Source organism: Streptomyces sp. NPDC058145, assembly GCF_042884245.1.
In the GTDB taxonomy this organism is placed as follows: domain Bacteria; phylum Actinomycetota; class Actinomycetes; order Streptomycetales; family Streptomycetaceae; genus Streptomyces.
Genome location: NZ_JBHVUH010000009.1, coordinates 93,830 through 111,641 on the forward strand (window position 1 = coordinate 93,830; position 17,812 = coordinate 111,641).

Below are 17,812 nucleotides of genomic sequence, written 5' to 3' on the forward strand. Positions count from 1 at the left end.
ACAACGGAAGAATCGGTCACTCGAACGAGTGGACCTCGGGTCGGGGAGGCGCGCTGCGCCTCCCCGGTTCGTTCTGGGGGTGTGAGCGAGAAGAACCGTGACGGAAAGCGCACCGCCCGTGAGCGGATTGCGGCCGAGCGTGAGAAGCAGAGGACCGCGGACCGGCGGCGGCGCGCGCTGATCGTGGGCGCGAGCGTCGTCTGCGTCCTGGGACTCGCGGCGGTGATCGGCGTGATCGCCGCCAACTCGGGCAAGGGCAAGAAGAGCAGCACCGGTTCGGGCCCGGTCGTGGTGCCCTCGGGCGCCCGGGGCCAGGACAGCCTCGCGATCCCGGTCGGCAAGGACGGTGCCAAATCGACGCTCACCGTCTGGGAGGACTTCCGCTGCCCGGCCTGTATGTCCTTCGAGGCGCGGTACCGGCCGACGCTGCACGAGCTGACCGACGCGGGCAAGCTCAGAGTCGACTACCACCTGGTCCGGCTGATCGACGGCAACCTCCGCGGCACCGGCTCCCTGCGCGCGGCGAACGCCGCGGCCTGCGCCCAGGACGCCGGGAAGTTCCGCGACTACCACGACGTGCTGTACTCGAACCAGCCCAAGGAGACCGACGACGCCTTCGGGAACAACGGCAAGCTGATCCAGCTCGCCGGAAAGGTCAGCGGCCTCGACACCCCGGCGTTCCGCAAGTGCGTCAACAACGGCACCCACGACGGCTGGGTGAACAAGTCCCACCAGGCGTTCGAGGCCGGCCGTTACAGCAGCACGCCCACCGTCCTGCTGGACGGCAAGAACATCTACCAGGACCAGACGATGACCCCGGAGAAGCTGAAGCAGATGGTGGAACAGAAGAACCAGGGGTAAGCGTTTCTCACGTCCCCGTTATGGACCCGTAGCCCGTCCGCTTGCCGTCCGCCCGGCCCGGCACGGTAGCGTCGACCCTGCCATGGAACTTGCCTACATCCCCAGCCCGTCGCACGGGGTGCGTTATCTCGGCCCCATCCCGCTGCGCGGCTACGCCTTCTGCATCATCATCGGCGTCTTCATCGCCGTCTGGCTCGGCAACAAGCGCTGGGTCGCCCGGGGCGGGCGGTCCGGCACGGTTGCCGACATCGCCGTATGGGCCGTGCCCTTCGGCCTGGTCGGCGGCCGCCTCTACCACGTGATCACGGACTACGAGCTGTACTTCAGCGAGGGCCGTGACTGGGTGGACGCCTTCAAGGTGTGGGAGGGCGGCCTGGGCATCTGGGGCGCGATCGCCCTGGGCGGGCTCGGTGCGTGGATCGGCGCGCGGCGCCGGGGCATCCCGATGCCCGCCTACGCCGACGCCGTCGCACCCGGCATCGCCCTCGCGCAGGCCATGGGCCGCTGGGGCAACTGGTTCAACCAGGAACTGTACGGGCGCGAGACGCACCTTCCCTGGGCGCTGCACATCACCTCCTCCGAGGGCGGCCGGGTGCCGGGCTACTACCACCCGACCTTCCTCTACGAGTCCCTGTGGTGCATCGGCGTCGCCGTCCTGGTCATCTGGGTCGACCGCCGCTTCAAGATGGGCCACGGCCGGGCCTTCGCCCTGTACGTCGCCGCGTACTGCGTGGGCCGCGCCTGGATCGAGTACATGCGCGTCGACGACGCCCACCACATCCTGGGGTTGCGCCTCAACGACTGGACCGCGCTGATCGTGTTCCTGCTGGCGGTCGCGTACATCGTGGTGTCGGCCAGGAAGCGGCCCGGACGGGAAGCGGTGGTCGAACCTGGCGTCTCCGACGGCGGGACCGTCGACCCCGAGGCCGCGGCCGCGGCCAACGCCGGGAACGGGACCGTGGGCAAGGCCTCGGACGAGACGGGCGACGGCACCGGGAACAAGGCCGGGAACACGGCCGAGGACCAGGCCGGGGACAAGCCCGGGGACCAGGCCGGGGACAAGCCCGGGGACCTCGCCGAGCCTGATGCCGTGGCGGCGAAGGACGAGGCGGAGTCGGCGAAGAAGAGCTGACGGCCGCAGGCACCGCACCGAAGGGCGCTCCGGATCTCCGGAGCGCCCTTCGGCGTGGCTGACCGCGTGCGCCGCCGGACCGGCGCGCCGTCACTCCCGGCGCGCCAGCGACAGCGTCCGCCGCGCCGCGGCCACCACCGCCGCGTCGACGAAGCGGCCGTCGGGCAGGGCCTGGGCGCCCTGCTCCGTCGCCGCCGCCTTGATGATCGTCTCCGCGTGCTCCAGCTCCGCCGGGGTCGGGAGGTAGGCCCGCTCGATCACCGGGAGCTGCCGCGGGTGGATCGCCGCGCGGCCCAGGAAGCCGAGGGCCCGGCCCCGGGCACACGAGGCGGCGAGGCCGTCCAGGTCGCGGATGTCGGGATGGACGGACTGCGGAGGCGGGGGAAGCCCGGCGGCACGGGCGGCGACCACCACCCGGGAACGCGGCCAGTCGAGGCCCGCGTCGGCCCGTACACCGAGGTCGGCCCGTAGATCGGCCTCGCCGAGGGAGATGCCCCGCAGGGACGGGTGGGCGGCGGCGATGGCGTAGGCGTGCTCGATGGCGAGGGCCGACTCCAGCAGGGCGTACAGGGGGCGGGCGGTCGCCACGGCGACCTGTCTGACCTGGCCGGCGGAGCTCACCTTCGGCAGCCGCAGCCCGGTCACGCCCGGCAGCGTGGCCAGGGCCGTGAGATCCGCGGCCGCCCAGGGGCCGTCCAGGGCGTTGACCCGGACGTGAACCGGGACCCGCTGCGGCTCGACCAGCCGCTCGGCCGTGGCCGCCCGGGCGTACTCCTTGCGGTCGGGGGCGACCGCGTCCTCCAGGTCGATCACCACCACGTCGGAGTCCTCGGCCAGCGCCTTGGTCACGACGTGCGGGCGGTCGCCGGGGGCGTACAGCCAGGTCAGCGGGAACGGTGTCACAGGGCGCCCTCCTCGCGCAGGGCGCGCAGCTCGTCCGGGCCGAGGCCCAGCTCGATGAGGACCGCGTCGGTGTCGGCGCCGTGCGGGCGGCCGGCCCAGCGGATCGCCCCGGGCGTGCCGGACAGCCGGAAGAGGACGTTCTGCATGCGCAGCGGGCCCAGCTCCGGGTCGTCGACGGTGGTGACGGTGTCCAGGGCCTGGTACTGGGGGTCGGTCAGGACGTCCCGGACGTCCTGGACCGGGGCCACCGCCGCCTCCGCCTTCTCGAAGGCCGCGAGCACCTCGGCGCGGTCGCGGGCCGCGATCCAGGTGCCGACCGCCTCGTCCAGCACGTCGGCGTGCGCGGCCCGCTGCGTGCCCGTGGCGAACCACGGCTCCTCGATCAGCTCGGGCCGGCCCACCAGCCGCATCACCCGCTCCGCCACCGACTGGGCGGAGGTGGAGACGGCGACCCAGGCGCCGTCGGCGGTGCGGTAGGTGTTGCGCGGGGCGTTGTTCGCGGAGCGGTTGCCGGTGCGCTCCTGGACGTAGCCCAGCTGGTCGTACCAGGTGGGCTGGGGACCGAGGACCGCGAGGATCGGCTCGATGATCGCCATGTCCACGACCTGGCCTTCGCCGGTGAGGTCCCGGGCGGCCAGCGCCGTCAGCACCGCGTAGGCCGTCGCCAGCGCCGCGACCGAGTCGGCGAGGCCGAAGGGCGGGAGCGTCGGCGGCGCGTCCGGTTCGCCGGTGAGCGCGGCGAAGCCGCTCATCGCCTCCGCGAGCGTGCCGAAGCCGGGGCGGTGCGCGTACGGGCCGAACTGGCCGAAGGCCGTGACCCGGGCGAGGACCAGCCGCGGATTGGCGGCGGACAGCTCCGGCCAGCCCAGGTCCCACTTCTCCAGGGTGCCGGGGCGGAAGTTCTCGATCACCACGTCGGCGGTGGCCGCCAGCCGCAGCAGGGTCGCGCGGCCGCCGGGCCGGGACAGATCGAGGGTGATCGTGCGCTTGTTGCGCCCGAGCACCTTCCACCACAGGCCGACCCCGTGCTTCGCCGGGCCGTGGCCCCGGGACGGGTCGGGCCGCCCCGGATGCTCCACCTTGATCACCTCGGCACCGAAGTCGCCGAGCAGGGTGGCGGCCATGGGGCCGGCGAAGAGGGTGGCCAGGTCCAGGACCCGCAGACCGTCGAGGGACCGGGGGTTCTCGGGGCGCCTGTTCTCGGGGTGCTTGCTCATGCGGTGTACTGCGCCTCGATCTCCGGGCGGTACGGCATCGACGCAGACGCGCCTTCCCGCTGGACGGACAGGGCCGCGGCGGCCGCCGCCCAGGACAGCGCCTCACGCACCGGTTTCTCCTCGGCGAGGGCCACCGCGAGCGCTCCGACGAAGGTGTCGCCGGCCCCGGTGGAGTCCACGGCCTCGACCTGCGGTGCCGGCACCACCAGCGGCTCGGTGCCCCGGGCCAGGTACAGGCAGCCGGTCGCGCCCAGCGTGACGACGACCTCGGGGATCAGCTCCAGCAGCGCGGCGGCCGCCTTGCGGGGGTCGGTGCGGCCGGTGAGGGTGATGGCCTCGAACTCGTTGGCGACCAGCAGGTCGGTGGCCTCCAGGAGATCGGGGGGCAGCGGCTGGGCGGGGGAGGGGGTGAGGACCGTACGGACCCCGTGCCGTCGTGCCGCCTCCGCCCCCGAGACCACCGCGGCCAGCGGGATCTCCAGTTGCAGCAGCAGGGCGTCGGCGGAGGCGATGACGCCCTCGTCGCCGGCGGCGAGGTGGTCGACGGTGCCGTTCGCGCCGGGGATGACGACGATGGAGTTGCCGCCCTCGTCGTCCACCACGATGTGCGCGGTGCCGGACGGGCCCTCCACCGTGCGCAGGAAGTCGGTGTCCGCGCCCGAGTGTTCGAGGGTGTCGCGCAGGCGTACGCCGAAGGCGTCGTTGCCGACCGCGCCGATCATCGAGACCGTGGCACCGGCCCGGGCCGCGGCGATGGCCTGGTTGGCCCCCTTGCCGCCGGGGATGGTGCGGAAGTCCCGGCCCGTCACGGTCTCGCCGCGCTGCGGGGCCTGGGCGACGTAGGTGACGAGGTCCATGTTCGTGCTGCCGAGGACGGCGATGTGGGTCATGAGCGGGTCGCCTCCAGGTGCGTGAGTCGGGCGAGGGTGTCGAAGCCGGTGCCGTCGAAGTCGGCGACGGTGGTGGCGAGCCGGTTCTTCAGCGGGGCCCGCCAGTGGTCGGGGAGCGCCTCCGGGGTGCCGGCGAGGAGGCCGGCCACGCTGCCGGCGGCCGCCCCGTTGGAATCCGTGTCCCAGCCGCCGGACACGGCGCGGCAGACGGAGCCGCCGAAGTCGCCGCCCGCGTGAGCGAGGGCGGCGACGGTCAGGGCGGTGTTGGGGATGGCGTGGACCCAGTGGTGGGTGGCGGCGTAGGTGGCGTGCAGTTCGTCCACGACGTCGTCGAAGTCCTCGTGCCGCGCGGCCAGTCGGAGCGCGTGGTCGATGGCTCCCGCCAGCCGTGAGCGGTCCGGGACCACCGTGCGGCCGGTGCGCAGGCAGGCGTGCACGTCCTTGTCGCCACCGGCCGCGGCGGCGAGCGTGGCGGCCGTGAACATCGCCGCGTACACGCCGTTGGCGGTGTGGGTGAGGAGCGCGTCGCGGTGGGCCTGTTCGGCGGCGGCCGCTGGGTCGCCGGGGTTGGTCCAGCCGTGGACGTCGGCGCGGATCAGGGCGCCGATCCACTCGCGGAAGGGGTTGCGGTGGCGGGCGGTGTGCGGGGGTTCGATACCGCAGAGCAGGTTGCGGAAGGCGACGCGCTCGGCGGTGAAGGCGCGGCCGGGCGGGAGTTCGTCCAGCCAGAGCGCCGCGACGTCGGCGGTGCGGAAGCCCCTGCCGTGGCGGCGGAGCAGGAGGAGGCCCAGCAGCGGGTAGTCGAGGTCGTCGTCCTCGGGCATGCCGTCGATGTTCTCGGCGAGGGACGTCGGGGCCGAGCGGCGGTTCCAGGGGTACTGGGCGAGGAGGTCCCCGGGGACGCCACGGGCCGTGAACCAGGTGGTCAGGGGCCAGTTGCCGGTGGCCCTCGCGAGGGCCCGGATGCCGTCGAGGGGGAGTTTCTCGACGGGCTTGCCGAGGAGGCAGCCGGCGGCCCTGCCCAGCCAGGCCGCCTCCAGGGCGAGGGGTGTGGTCTCCCGGCGGGGTCGAGGGGCGGGCCAGTCGGGGCAGGCGGCCCTGATGCCGGCCAGGTCCGTCGGCTCGTCCTCCGCCAGCCTGCTCGGCAGGTCGGCCAGCTCGTCCAGCAGGTCCTCCGCGAGCAGGCGCAGATAGCGCGAAGCCCGCTGCGGTGAGGCCCCCGCCCGCTCCGGGGCCGCCGGACCCCCGGCCGCCCGCCACCGCGCCTCGATCCGCGCCGGTTCCCGGCCGTCCAGGCGGGCCTGGACGAACTCGTGGCCCAGCAGGTCCTCGGGCTGCACCCAGGTCAGTCGGAGCACGACGTGCCTCCCAGTGCCGCGAACGCCCGCTCGTGCGCCCGCCTGCGGTCCACGTCCCGCCGGAAGATCTCGCGCGTGACCTCGGTGAGCGCGCGGGCCGGCTCCCACAGGTCCAGGCGGCTCGCCTCCGCCACCGTCTTCGCCCAGTCCTCGGGGACCGGCGAGCCCAGGGCGCCCGCGAGCGCGCCGGCCATCGTGGCGATCGAGTCGCAGTCGCGTCCGTAGTTGACCGAGCCCAGCACCGCGTGGCGGTAGTCCCCGTCGGCGACCAGCAACATGCCCAGGGCCACCGGGAGTTCCTCGATCGAGTGCAGCCGGGAGGGGCGCCGGGCGCCCAGGGAGGGGGAGCGGTAGTCGGGGCCGACCGTGTCGTACGGGGCCACCGCCGCCCGCAGCGGGACCAGCGCCGACTCGAAGTCCCGGTGATCGCGCGCCACTTCGCGGACCTTCTCGATCGCCGCGCGCGTGCCGTCCTTCGCCAGGTCCAGGCAGGCGGTCACCACGGAGTCCGGGGTGGCGTCCGGTGCGGTGGCGGCGGCGACCGCGGCGGCGAAGACCCCGGCGGCCTCGCGGCCGTACGACGACTGGTGCGCGCCCGCGATGTCCAGCGCCTCGGCGTACGCGGCGGCCGGGTCGGCCGCGTTGACCAGGCCGACCGGGGCCATGTACATCGCCGCGCCGCAGTTGACGATGTTGCCGACGCCCGCCTCCCGCGGATCCATGTGGCCGTACGCCAGCCGGGCCACCAGCCACTTCTCCGCGAGGAAGAGGCGGTGCAGCGGCAGCGTCTCGGTCTCCAGCTCCGGGATCCAGCGCGGGTTCGTCATCAGGTCCGGGACCAGGTGGTCGGCGACCGCGTACGCGTCGAGGTGGTCGCGGACGCGGGCGTAGACCCGGACCAGCGCGTGGGTCATCAGGGTGTCGTCGGTGACGTGGCCGTCGCCCTTGTGGTACGGGGCGATGGGGCGAGCGGTGCGCCAGTCCTCGCCGTGCCAGGGGCCGACGATGCCGTGGACCCGGCCGCCGTGGCGGTCGGTGATCTGGTCCGGGGAGTAGCCCTCGACGGGGCCGCCGAGGGCGTCGCCGACGGCCGCGCCGACCAGGGCCCCGGTGATCCGTTCGTCGAGACCGCTCAGCCGCGCCGGACCCGGCCCGCTGCTTTCTTCTCCTTTGGGCGTCATGTCCGAATCATCCTCCTGGTCGGGCTCGGTGCGCGGCTTCCAGAAGTCCGGCGAGTTCCACCAGATCGGTGCCGGTGAGGCGGGGCAGGGCGCAGCCGGACAGGGTGCGGCAGGCCTCCCGCCAGGCGGCCGGGACCGCCTCGCCACCGCCCAGGGCCCCCGTGAGCGCGCCCGCGAGAGCCGGGGCGGAGTCGGCGACCCGGGACAGACAGGCGGCGGTGGGGACGGCCTCGGCGATACGGCCGCGGGCGGCGGTGGCGAGGGCGAGCGCGACGGGGACGGTCTCGGCGGCGGCGATGCCGTAGCTGTAGACGTGGTCGACGATCTGGTGCTCCAGGAGCGGGACGAGGGCGAAGGCGCCGTCGCCGTCCCGGGCCAGCGCGAGGGCGTGCCGGGCGTTGCGGCCGATCTCCGTCCCCTCGGGGAGTTCGGCGAGCGCGGCCGCGACGCAGGCGTCCGTGTCCGCTCCGGCGAGGGCGAGCGCGAGGGCCGCCGCCATCGCTCGGGCGCCGTGCACGCCGTCGCCGTCCTGGGTGTAGCGGGCGTCGAACTCCGCCAGGTCGGCCGCGCGCTCGGGGTCGCCGGGGTGGGCCACGGCGAGCACGCAGGCGCGCACGCAGGCCGCGTCGTCGAAGTAGTGCGGGTTGTCGTGGCCGGTGGCGGGCGGGCGCAGCCCGGCGGCGAGGTTGCCGAGGCCGGCGCGCACGGAGATACGGGCGCGCAACGGGAGCACGGCGGACTCGATCTCGGGGGCGCGTTCCGCCGCCGCGGCGACCTCGGCGGCGACGGCGGTCCAGGTGAGGTCGATGGCGGCGCGCATCCGGCGCTCCCGGCCGAGGTCGCCGAGCACGTCGTCGTCGCCGGCCCGCAGGACGGCCTCCGCGGCGAACGCCGCCCACTCGGCGTCGTCGGAGGGGCCGAGGCGGAGGGGTTCCGGGGGCTGGTTGAGGGCGATTGGCACGGGCAGGGTGGTGGTGGCGTTCTGCTCGGCGAAGGTGTCCAGCTCGCGGGTGAGGCGGCGGGTCCACTCGGGCATACGCGCCGCCCGGTGCCGCGCGGCGGGCCAGCCGGCGGCGTCCCCGGCGGCGAGCCCCAGCAGAAGCCCTTCGATACGGCGCCCGGTCATGCCCGGCCCTCGCCGTCCTGCTGCCCGGAGTTCCCGGCCCCCACCAGCGGACTCCGCTCCCGGACCCCCCGGTCTCCCGGCCCGGCCGGAAGCGCCGCGGGCGACTCGCCGGCCCGGCAGGCGGGGGGCAACGCGGCAGGCGGAGGTTCTTTCGCCTCGACCGACGACGAGGCGTCTCCCGCCCCTTCGCCGACGGCCGTCTCCCGAGCTCCTTGAGGCGCGGCCGCTTGTACGGCTGCCGTCGCGGTGTCTCCGACCCCCGCCTTCTGTGCAGCGGCCACCCGCGTGGCCGCCGCACCGCTTCCGGCCGCCTGCGCCGTGCCCTCTCGCGGCGCCGCCGCCGCCGTGTCTCCATCCCCCTGTGGGGCTGTCGCCGTGGGGCGGCAGGTCTCACGCGGCGTAGCCACTCGCACCGCCGTCGCGCTGCCCCCTGCCGGCTGCGCCGGGCCCACCGGGAGGGCCGCCGTGGTGTCACCGGCGCCCTGCGTCGCGGGCACCCGCACCACCTCCCGGACCCCCTTCGGCAGGGCGCCCGGCAGCACCACCCCCGCTCCCCACTTGCCGCCCTCCTCCGGGACCAGCAGCTCCGCCACGTCCAGTACGTGGTGGCCGGCCATGGAGGGCAGGCAGCGACCGCGGGCCGGGCCGATGGCGGCGGCCCAGTCGGCCGGGATCGCGGAGATGCCCTGGGTGGCGCCGGAGAGGGCGCCCGCCACCGCCGCCGTCGTGTCCGCGTCGCGGCCCATGTTGACCGCCGTGAGGACCGCCGCGCGGAAGTCGCCGTCGGCCGCCGCGAACGCGCCGAAGGCGAGGGCGACGGCCTCGGGTGCCAGATCGGTCCAGGGGTAGCCGCCGACGACCACCGCCGAGCGGACCGCCCGTTCGCCGCGGTGGGCCACGGTCACCGCGCGGCGCAGGGAGCGGGCGGTCCAGGAGTCCTCGGGGACGACGGCGAGCGCCGAGGCGATCACCACCGCGGGCGAGGCCCCCGCCATCGCGGCCGCCACGCCCGCCGCGACCGCCTGGCCGCCGTAGATGCCCTCGCCGTCATGACTGACCGAGCCGTCGATCGCCACCAGCCTGGCCGCCTCACCGGGGCGCCCGGCGGCGAAGACGCCGAAGGGAGCCGCGCGCATCGCGAGGCCGTCGCTCCAGGCGTGCCGGTGCTGGGCGGAGATGGGCGCGGCCAGGCCGCGGCGGAGGTTCTCCAGCGTGCCGCGCTCACTGAAGCCCGCGCCCCGGAACGGGCCCTCGGCCCGGTCGGCGATCCACTCGTGCCAGGCGCTCTCCACATGGGCCGGGGTGAGCGCCGAGCCGTGCCGGGCCAGCAGCAGGCCCGAGAAGATGGCGTACTCCGTGTCGTCCGTGCCGCACGGCCGCTCGCTCACGTACCCGGTGATCCGGCCCCAGCGGGCGCGGATCTCGGAGGGCTTCAGGTTCTCCGCCGGCGCCCCCAGCGCGTCACCGACGGCCAGGCCGAGCAGCGCACCGCGGGCCCGTTCGCGCGGTCCCGGGGCGTCCCCGGGCGCCGGGGACGGGGGAGTGCAGGCGATCGACGCCATGGGCGGCCTCTCCTTCCGCAGGGCCACGGGTCGTCCGCGGGGACACGCCTCTTCGCGGATGCCCTTTGCGGATGTCTCCCACGGTGATGCCGCGCGCGAGCCTGGGACGCCGCTCTGTCACCCGCTCGGCATCTGAGCGCTCATGATCACTGATGAGCGTTTTTCGGAGAAGTCGCAGGTAAGCCCAGCCTTTCCTTGCTGGCGCCCAGGAAATTACCGGCGTACGTTCGGTGTTGTCGAAAAGTAGAACTCATCCAAAGTTAGCTTTGGCTAAGCTTCCTGGGGGACCCCGCGATGGCCATCATCGAGACCGAGGCGGCGCTGCACGAGGCGCACCGCGACAACCACACGCACCGCGACGTCAACGGCGGCTGGCTGCGCCCCGCCGTCTTCGGTGCGATGGACGGTCTGGTCTCCAACCTGGCCCTGCTGACCGGCGTCGCGGGCGGCTCCGTCGGCCATCAGACGATCGTCATCACCGGCCTCGCGGGCCTCGCCGCCGGCGCCTTCTCCATGGCGGCCGGCGAGTACACCTCCGTCGCCTCCCAGCGCGAGCTGGTCGAGGCCGAGCTCGACGTCGAGCGCCGCGAGCTGCGCAAGCACCCGCAGGACGAGGAAGACGAACTGGCGGCACTCTACGTGGCCCGCGGGGTCGAGCCCCAACTGGCCCGGGAGGTCGCCCGGCAGCTCTCCGAGGACCCCGAGCAGGCCCTGGAGATCCACGCCCGCGAGGAGCTGGGCATCGACCCCGGGGACCTGCCGTCGCCGCTGGTCGCCGCGGTGTCGTCCTTCGGGGCGTTCGCGCTGGGCGCCTTGCTCCCCGTCCTGCCGTACCTGCTCGGCGCTACCGCGCTCTGGCCCGCCGTGCTCCTCGCGCTCGCCGGACTGTTCGCCTGCGGCGCGGTCGTGGCCCGGGTGACCGCGCGCAGCTGGTGGTACAGCGGCCTGCGGCAACTCGCGCTGGGCGGCGCGGCCGCCGGTGTGACGTACGCCCTGGGCAGCCTGTTCGGAACGGCCGTAGGATGACGCGACCGGAACTTATGCGATGGGCCGTATAAGTAGCCGTTACTCGCTGGTTTCGAACGCTTAACCACCGGGCATGAGCCGTAAGCGCTGGGGGCAATGACGCCTGTGGCGCACCCGCGGGACGAGTGAAGACGCTCGCTCCGTCCCCCCAGGGCCGATGGACGCCGATCTGATCGATCTTGTCCCGTTCGGTCCCCACACACTTCCGCCGCCCGTGCGCGGTATCCGCCGTACCCCGCGGCACCCCTGTCGCAACCTGCGGCGTCCGCATGCTGGAACGGAGTATCCGGTTCCCGGGAACCGCCCCATCATGTAACCTGCACGAAATTTCGAACTCCGCAGAGGGCCAACGTCGTCCCTCGGCACCAGCACATGCCACATGACGACGACGGGAGAGCCGATGCGTACGCCGCGCCAGCCGTCCCAGCATTCCGCGAATGGCCAGAACTGGTCCTTCATGGATGCTCGCCCTGCTGCGCAGGGTATGTACGACCCCCGCAACGAGCGCGACGCCTGCGGCGTCGGTTTCGTGGCCACCCTCACCGGCGAGGCGAGCCACGCGCTGGTCGAGCAGGCGCTGACTGTTCTGCGCAACCTCGAACACCGTGGCGCCACCGGCTCCGAGCCCGACTCCGGCGACGGCGCGGGCATCCTCTCCCAGGTCCCCGACGCCTTCTTCCGCGAGGTGGCCGGTTTCGACCTTCCCGCGGCGGGCTCCTACGCGGTAGGCATCGCCTTCCTGCCGGAGGACGGCACCGAGGACGTCATCTCACGGATCGAGACGATCGCGGCCGACGAGGGCCTGACCGTCCTCGGCTGGCGCGAGGTCCCCGTCGCCCCCGAACTGCTCGGCGCCACCGCCCGGTCCACCATGCCGGTCTTCCGTCAGCTCTTCGTCTCCGCCGGAACCGCCGAGGGCATCGCGCTCGACCGCACGGCCTTCGTGCTGCGCAAGCGCGCCGAGCGGGAGGTCGGTGTCTACTTCCCGTCCCTCTCCGCCCGCACCATCGTTTACAAGGGCATGCTGACCACCGGCCAGCTGGAACCTTTCTTCCCGGACCTGTCCGACCGCCGCTTCGCCTCCGCGATCGCGCTCGTGCACTCCCGGTTCTCCACCAACACCTTCCCGTCGTGGCCGCTCGCCCACCCCTACCGCTTCGTCGCGCACAACGGTGAGATCAACACCGTCAAGGGCAACCGCAACTGGATGCGCGCCCGCGAGTCCCAGCTCTTCTCCGACCTGTTCGGCGCGGACGACAAGGCCATAGAGCGCATCTTCCCGGTGTGCACCCCCGACGCCTCCGACTCGGCCTCCTTCGACGAGGTGCTGGAGCTGCTGCACCTCGGCGGCCGCTCGCTGCCGCACTCCGTGCTGATGATGATCCCGGAGGCGTGGGAGAACCACGACTCCATGGACCCGGCCCGGCGCGCCTTCTACCAGTTCCACTCCACGATGATGGAGCCCTGGGACGGCCCCGCCTGCGTCACCTTCACCGACGGCACCCAGGTCGGCGCCGTGCTCGACCGCAACGGCCTGCGCCCCGGCCGCTACTGGGTCACCGACGACGGCCTCGTCGTCCTCGGCTCCGAGGTCGGCGTCCTCGACATCGACCCGGCCAAGGTCGTCCGCAAGGGCCGCCTGCAGCCCGGCCGCATGTTCCTCGTGGACACCGCCGAGCACCGCATCATCGAGGACGACGAGATCAAGGCGTCCCTCGCCGCCGCGCAGCCGTACACCGACTGGCTGGAGGCCGGCGAGATCGAGCTGGGCGACCTGCCCGAGCGCGAGCACATCGTGCACACCCACGCCTCGGTCACCCGCCGCCAGCAGACCTTCGGCTACACCGAGGAGGAGCTGCGCGTCATCCTCGCCCCGATGGCCCGCAGCGCCGCCGAGCCGATCGGCTCCATGGGCACCGACAGCCCGATCGCGGCCCTGTCCGAGCGCCCGCGACTGCTCTTCGACTACTTCACCCAGCTGTTCGCGCAGGTCACCAACCCGCCGCTGGACGCGATCCGCGAAGAGCTCGTCACCTCCCTGCGCAGCTCGCTGGGCCCGCAGGGCAACCTGCTCGACCCGACCGCCGCCTCCTGCCGGTCCGTCCTGCTGCCCTTCCCGGTCATCGACAACGACGAGCTCGCCAAGCTCATCCACATCAACGCCGACGGCGACATGCCCGGCTTCAAGGCCGCGACCCTCTCCGGCCTGTACCGGGTCTCCGGCGGCGGCGACTCGCTCGCCGCGCGCATCGAGGAGATCTGCGCCGAGGCCGACGCCGCCATCGACAACGGCGCCCGCCTGATCGTCCTGTCGGACCGGCACTCCGACGCCGAGCACGCCCCGATCCCGTCGCTGCTGCTCACCGCGGCCGTCCACCACCACCTCATCCGCACCAAGCAGCGCACCCACGTGGGCCTGCTGGTCGAGGCCGGTGACGTCCGCGAGGTTCACCACGTCGCCCTGCTCATCGGCTACGGCGCCGCCGCCGTCAACCCGTACCTGGCGATGGAGTCGGTCGAGGACCTGGTCCGCGCGGGCACCTTCCTGTCGGACATCGAGGCCGAGAAGGCCATCCGCAACCTGATCTACGCCCTCGGCAAGGGCGTGCTGAAGGTCATGTCCAAGATGGGCATCTCCACCGTCGCCTCCTACCGCGGCGCCCAGGTCTTCGAGGCCGTCGGTCTCGAAGACGCCTTCGTCGAGAAGTACTTCAACGGCACCGCCACCAAGATCGGCGGCGTCGGCATCGACGTCATCGCCAAGGAGGTCGCCGCCCGCCACGCCAAGGCCTACCCGGCCTCCGGCATCGCTCCCGCGCACCGCGCGCTGGAGATCGGCGGCGAGTACCAGTGGCGCCGCGAGGGCGAGCCGCACCTGTTCGACCCGGAGACGGTCTTCCGGCTGCAGCACTCCACCCGCAGCGGCAGCTACGACATCTTCAAGAAGTACACGGACCGCGTGAACGAGCAGTCCGAGCGCCTGATGACGCTGCGCGGCCTCTTCGGCTTCACCTCCGGCCGTGCCCCGATCTCGATCGACGAGGTCGAGCCGGCGAGCGAGATCGTCAAGCGCTTCTCCACCGGCGCCATGTCGTACGGCTCCATCTCCAAGGAGGCGCACGAGACCCTCGCCATCGCCATGAACCAGCTGGGCGGCAAGTCCAACACCGGTGAGGGCGGCGAGGACCCGGACCGCCTGTACGACCCGGCGCGCCGCTCGGCGATCAAGCAGGTCGCCTCCGGCCGCTTCGGCGTGACCTCCGAGTACCTGGTCAACGCCGACGACATCCAGATCAAGATGGCCCAGGGCGCCAAGCCCGGCGAGGGCGGCCAGCTGCCCGGCCACAAGGTCTACCCGTGGGTCGCCAAGACGCGTCACTCGACGCCGGGCGTGGGCCTCATCTCCCCGCCGCCGCACCACGACATCTACTCCATCGAGGACCTGGCCCAGCTGATCCACGACCTGAAGAACGCGAATCCGCAGGCGCGGATCCACGTGAAGCTGGTCTCCGAGGTCGGCGTCGGCACGGTCGCCGCGGGTGTCTCCAAGGCGCACGCGGACGTGGTGCTGATCTCCGGCCACGACGGCGGCACCGGCGCCTCCCCGCTGACCTCGCTGAAGCACGCGGGCGGCCCCTGGGAGCTGGGCCTCGCCGAGACCCAGCAGACCCTGCTGCTCAACGGCCTGCGCGACCGCATCGTCGTGCAGACCGACGGCCAGCTGAAGACCGGCCGCGACGTGGTCATCGCCGCGCTGCTCGGCGCCGAGGAGTTCGGTTTCGCGACCGCGCCGCTCGTCGTCTCCGGCTGCGTCATGATGCGCGTCTGCCACCTGGACACCTGCCCGGTCGGCATCGCCACCCAGAACCCGGTGCTGCGCGACCGCTTCGCCGGCAAGGCCGAGCACGTGGTGAACTTCTTCCGGTTCATCGCCGAGGAGGTCCGCGAGATCCTCGCCGAGCTGGGCTTCCGCTCCATTGAGGAGGCCGTCGGCCACGCCGAGGCGCTCGACGTCACCCGGGCCGTCGACCACTGGAAGGCGCAGGGCCTGAACCTGGATCCGCTGTTCCACGTGCCGGACCTGCCCGAGGGCGCCGTCCGCCACCAGATCGTCGACCAGGACCACGGCCTGGAGAAGGCCCTGGACAACGAGCTGATCAAGCTCGCCGCCGACGCGCTCGCCGCCTCGGACGCCACCGAGGCACAGCCGGTGCGCGCCCAGGTCGCCATCCGCAACATCAACCGCACGGTCGGCACCATGCTCGGCCACGAGGTGACGAAGAAGTTCGGCGGCGCGGGCCTGCCCGAGGACACCGTCGACATCACCTTCACCGGCTCCGCCGGCCAGTCCTTCGGCGCGTTCCTGCCGCGCGGTGTCACGCTCCGCCTGGAGGGCGACGCCAACGACTACGTCGGCAAGGGCCTCTCCGGCGGCCGGATCGTCGTCCGCCCGGACCGCGCGGCCGACCACCTCGCCGAGTACTCGACCATCGCGGGCAACACCATCGGCTACGGCGCCACCGGCGGCGAGCTGTTCCTGCGCGGCCGTACCGGTGAGCGGTTCTGCGTCCGCAACTCCGGCGCGCTGGTCGTCTCCGAGGGCGTGGGCGACCACGGCTGCGAGTACATGACCGGCGGTCACGCGGTCGTCCTCGGCCCGACCGGCCGCAACTTCGCGGCGGGCATGTCCGGCGGCGTCGCCTACGTCATCGACCTCGACAGCGACAACGTCAACGCCGGCAACGCCGGAGCGGTCGAGGCGCTGGACGACACGGACAAGCAGTGGCTGCACGACGTGGTGCGCCGCCACGCCGAGGAGACCGGCTCGACGGTCGCCGGGAAGCTGCTCGCCGACTGGGACACGGCCGTGCAGCGGTTCAGCAAGATCATCCCCAGCACGTACAAGGCAGTGCTCGCCGCCAAGGACGCCGCCGAGCGAGCCGGTCTCTCCGAGACCGAGATCACCGAGAAGATGATGGAGGCGGCGATCAATGGCTGACCCGAAGGGCTTCCTGAACCACGGCCGCGAGCTCGCCGAGACCCGTCCTGTCGGTGAGCGCGTCAAGGACTGGAACGAGGTCTACGTCCCCGGCTCCCTGCTGCCGATCATCAGCAAGCAGGCCAGCCGGTGCATGGACTGCGGCATCCCGTTCTGCCACAACGGCTGTCCGCTGGGGAACCTGATCCCCGAGTGGAACGACTTCGCCTACCGCGAGGACTGGGCGGCCGCCTCCGACCGCCTGCACGCGACCAACAACTTCCCCGAGTTCACCGGTCGCCTCTGCCCGGCCCCCTGCGAGTCGGCGTGCGTGCTCGGCATCAACCAGCCGCCGGTCACCATCAAGAACGTCGAGGTCTCCATCATCGACAAGGCGTGGGAGACCGGGGACGTCGCCCCGCAGTCGCCCGAGCGCCTGTCCGGCAAGACCGTCGCGGTCATCGGCTCGGGCCCGGCGGGCCTCGCCGCCGCCCAGCAGCTCTCCCGGGCCGGCCACACGGTCGCCGTCTACGAGCGCGCGGACCGCGTCGGCGGCCTCCTGCGGTACGGCATCCCCGAGTTCAAGATGGAGAAGCGGCACATCAACCGCCGTATCGAACAGATGCGCGCGGAGGGCACCCGCTTCCGCACCGGCGTGGAGATCGGCCGCGACCTCAACGCCCGCGACCTCAAGAAGCGGTACGACGCGATCGTCATCGCCGCCGGCGCCACCACCGCCCGTGACCTCCCGGCCCCCGGCCGCGAGCTCAAGGGCGTCTACCAGGCGATGGAGTACCTGCCCCTGGCCAACAAGGTCCAGGAGGGCGACTACGTCACCACGCCGATCTCGGCCGAGGGCAAGCACGTCGTCGTCATCGGCGGCGGCGACACCGGCGCCGACTGCGTGGGCACCGCCCACCGCCAGGGCGCGGCCTCCGTCACCCAGCTCGAGATCATGCCCCGCCCGAACGACGAGCGGCACGCGACCAACCAGCCCTGGCCGACCTTCCCGATCCTGTACAAGGTCACCTCGGCGCACGAGGAGGGCGGCGAGCGGATCTACTCCGCCTCCACCACCCACTTCGAGGGCGACGAGGACGGCAACGTCCAGTGGCTGCACCTGGCCGAGGTCGAGTTCGTCGACGGCAAGCTGACCCGGAAGCCGGGCACCGAGCGCAAGATCCCGGCCCAGCTGGTGACCCTCGCGATGGGCTTCACGGGCACGGACCGGGAGAACGGCCTGGTCGAGCAGTTCGGCCTGGAGCTGGACGAGCGCGGCAACATCGCCCGCGACGCCGACTTCCAGACCAACGTGCCGGGCGTGTTCGTCGCCGGTGACGCGGGCCGCGGCCAGTCCCTGATCGTCTGGGCGATCGCGGAGGGCCGCTCGGCCGCCCGCGGTGTGGACCGCTTCCTGACCGGCGCCAGCGAGCTGCCGGCCCCGATCCGCCCGACGGACCGCGCGCTGGCGGTCTGACGGTCACCGAAAAACGTCCCGTACAAAGGCGTACGGAACACCAGACGGCGCCTGCCCACCTGTCCCCGACCGGACTCATGGGCGGGCGCCGTCGCACGTCC

12 protein-coding genes are annotated in these 17,812 nt (G+C 73.1%); 5 read left to right on the forward strand and 7 right to left on the reverse strand.

Annotated features, from left to right (window positions below; genetic code table 11):
* The first annotated feature begins 81 nt into the window (after positions 1 to 81).
* Both ACFVVO_RS21395 and lgt read left to right on the forward strand, forming a co-directional pair.
* The gene (locus ACFVVO_RS21395; RefSeq protein WP_390057031.1) at positions 82 to 861 is read left to right on the forward strand and encodes a DsbA family protein; all 780 of its coding nucleotides are present in this window, start codon (positions 82 to 84) and stop codon (positions 859 to 861) included.
* An 82-nt stretch (positions 862 to 943) separates the two neighbouring features.
* Positions 944 to 1,993: a prolipoprotein diacylglyceryl transferase gene (lgt, locus tag ACFVVO_RS21400; RefSeq protein WP_390057033.1), complete on the forward strand. Its 1,050-nt coding sequence runs from the start codon at positions 944 to 946 to the stop codon at positions 1,991 to 1,993.
* 90 nt (positions 1,994 to 2,083) lie between these two features.
* On the opposite strand, the gene ACFVVO_RS21405 is transcribed toward lgt, so the two are convergent.
* From ACFVVO_RS21405 to ACFVVO_RS21435, 7 genes are read right to left on the reverse strand one after another with little or no spacing between them, the layout of a single operon-like run.
* The gene (locus ACFVVO_RS21405) at positions 2,084 to 2,896 is read right to left on the reverse strand and encodes an HpcH/HpaI aldolase/citrate lyase family protein (protein WP_390057035.1); all 813 of its coding nucleotides are present in this window, start codon (positions 2,894 to 2,896) and stop codon (positions 2,084 to 2,086) included.
* A complete protein-coding gene (locus ACFVVO_RS21410) occupies positions 2,893 to 4,113 on the reverse strand; it encodes a CaiB/BaiF CoA transferase family protein (protein ID WP_390057037.1) in 1,221 nt (406 codons plus the stop codon). The genes ACFVVO_RS21405 and ACFVVO_RS21410 overlap by 4 nt, the downstream gene beginning before the upstream one ends.
* Positions 4,110 to 5,003 carry a ribokinase gene (gene rbsK / locus ACFVVO_RS21415; RefSeq protein WP_390057038.1) on the reverse strand — a complete coding sequence of 298 codons (894 nt, stop codon included), beginning with the start codon at positions 5,001 to 5,003 and terminating at the stop codon, positions 4,110 to 4,112. The genes ACFVVO_RS21410 and rbsK overlap by 4 nt, the downstream gene beginning before the upstream one ends.
* Entirely contained in the window at positions 5,000 to 6,361 is a 1,362-nt protein-coding gene (locus ACFVVO_RS21420; protein ID WP_390057039.1) for an ADP-ribosylglycohydrolase family protein, read from the reverse strand. Before ACFVVO_RS21420 ends, rbsK begins: the two co-directional genes overlap by 4 nt.
* Positions 6,349 to 7,542: an ADP-ribosylglycohydrolase family protein gene (locus ACFVVO_RS21425; RefSeq protein ID WP_390057041.1), complete on the reverse strand. Its 1,194-nt coding sequence runs from the start codon at positions 7,540 to 7,542 to the stop codon at positions 6,349 to 6,351. Before ACFVVO_RS21425 ends, ACFVVO_RS21420 begins: the two co-directional genes overlap by 13 nt.
* A 7-nt stretch (positions 7,543 to 7,549) precedes the next feature.
* The gene (locus ACFVVO_RS21430; protein WP_390057043.1) at positions 7,550 to 8,668 is read right to left on the reverse strand and encodes an ADP-ribosylglycohydrolase family protein; all 1,119 of its coding nucleotides are present in this window, start codon (positions 8,666 to 8,668) and stop codon (positions 7,550 to 7,552) included.
* Positions 8,665 to 10,230 carry an ADP-ribosylglycohydrolase family protein gene (locus ACFVVO_RS21435; protein WP_390057045.1) on the reverse strand — a complete coding sequence of 522 codons (1,566 nt, stop codon included), beginning with the start codon at positions 10,228 to 10,230 and terminating at the stop codon, positions 8,665 to 8,667. Before ACFVVO_RS21435 ends, ACFVVO_RS21430 begins: the two co-directional genes overlap by 4 nt.
* Before the next feature lie 294 nt (positions 10,231 to 10,524).
* Here ACFVVO_RS21435 and ACFVVO_RS21440 point away from each other — a divergent pair, with 294 nt between their 5' ends.
* The 3 genes from ACFVVO_RS21440 to ACFVVO_RS21450 all read left to right on the forward strand — a co-directional run bounded on the left by ACFVVO_RS21440 (position 10,525) and on the right by ACFVVO_RS21450 (position 17,711).
* Positions 10,525 to 11,256, forward strand: coding sequence for a VIT1/CCC1 transporter family protein (locus ACFVVO_RS21440; protein ID WP_390057046.1), 732 nt, complete (start codon positions 10,525 to 10,527; stop codon positions 11,254 to 11,256).
* A gap of 484 nt (positions 11,257 to 11,740) precedes the next feature.
* Positions 11,741 to 16,255, forward strand: a complete 4,515-nt coding sequence (gene gltB, locus ACFVVO_RS21445) for a glutamate synthase large subunit (RefSeq protein WP_390057048.1) — start codon at positions 11,741 to 11,743, stop codon at positions 16,253 to 16,255.
* The gene (locus ACFVVO_RS21450; protein ID WP_390057050.1) at positions 16,248 to 17,711 is read left to right on the forward strand and encodes a glutamate synthase subunit beta; all 1,464 of its coding nucleotides are present in this window, start codon (positions 16,248 to 16,250) and stop codon (positions 17,709 to 17,711) included. The genes gltB and ACFVVO_RS21450 overlap by 8 nt, the downstream gene beginning before the upstream one ends.
* Positions 17,712 to 17,812 lie beyond the last annotated feature (101 nt).

Excerpts from the sequence above, each read along its gene's own strand:
- lgt (WP_390057033.1), top strand. The coding sequence starts at position 944 with ATGGAACTTGCCTACATCCCCAGCCCGTCGCACGGGGTGCGTTATCTC.
- ACFVVO_RS21410 (WP_390057037.1), bottom strand. The coding sequence starts at position 4,113 with ATGAGCAAGCACCCCGAGAACAGGCGCCCCGAGAACCCCCGGTCCCTC.
- rbsK (WP_390057038.1), bottom strand. The coding sequence starts at position 5,003 with ATGACCCACATCGCCGTCCTCGGCAGCACGAACATGGACCTCGTCACC.
- ACFVVO_RS21425 (WP_390057041.1), bottom strand. The coding sequence starts at position 7,542 with ATGACGCCCAAAGGAGAAGAAAGCAGCGGGCCGGGTCCGGCGCGGCTG.
- ACFVVO_RS21430 (WP_390057043.1), bottom strand. The coding sequence starts at position 8,668 with ATGACCGGGCGCCGTATCGAAGGGCTTCTGCTGGGGCTCGCCGCCGGG.
- ACFVVO_RS21435 (WP_390057045.1), bottom strand. The coding sequence starts at position 10,230 with ATGGCGTCGATCGCCTGCACTCCCCCGTCCCCGGCGCCCGGGGACGCC.
- ACFVVO_RS21440 (WP_390057046.1), top strand. The coding sequence starts at position 10,525 with ATGGCCATCATCGAGACCGAGGCGGCGCTGCACGAGGCGCACCGCGAC.
- gltB (WP_390057048.1), top strand. The coding sequence starts at position 11,741 with ATGTACGACCCCCGCAACGAGCGCGACGCCTGCGGCGTCGGTTTCGTG.
- ACFVVO_RS21450 (WP_390057050.1), top strand. The coding sequence starts at position 16,248 with ATGGCTGACCCGAAGGGCTTCCTGAACCACGGCCGCGAGCTCGCCGAG.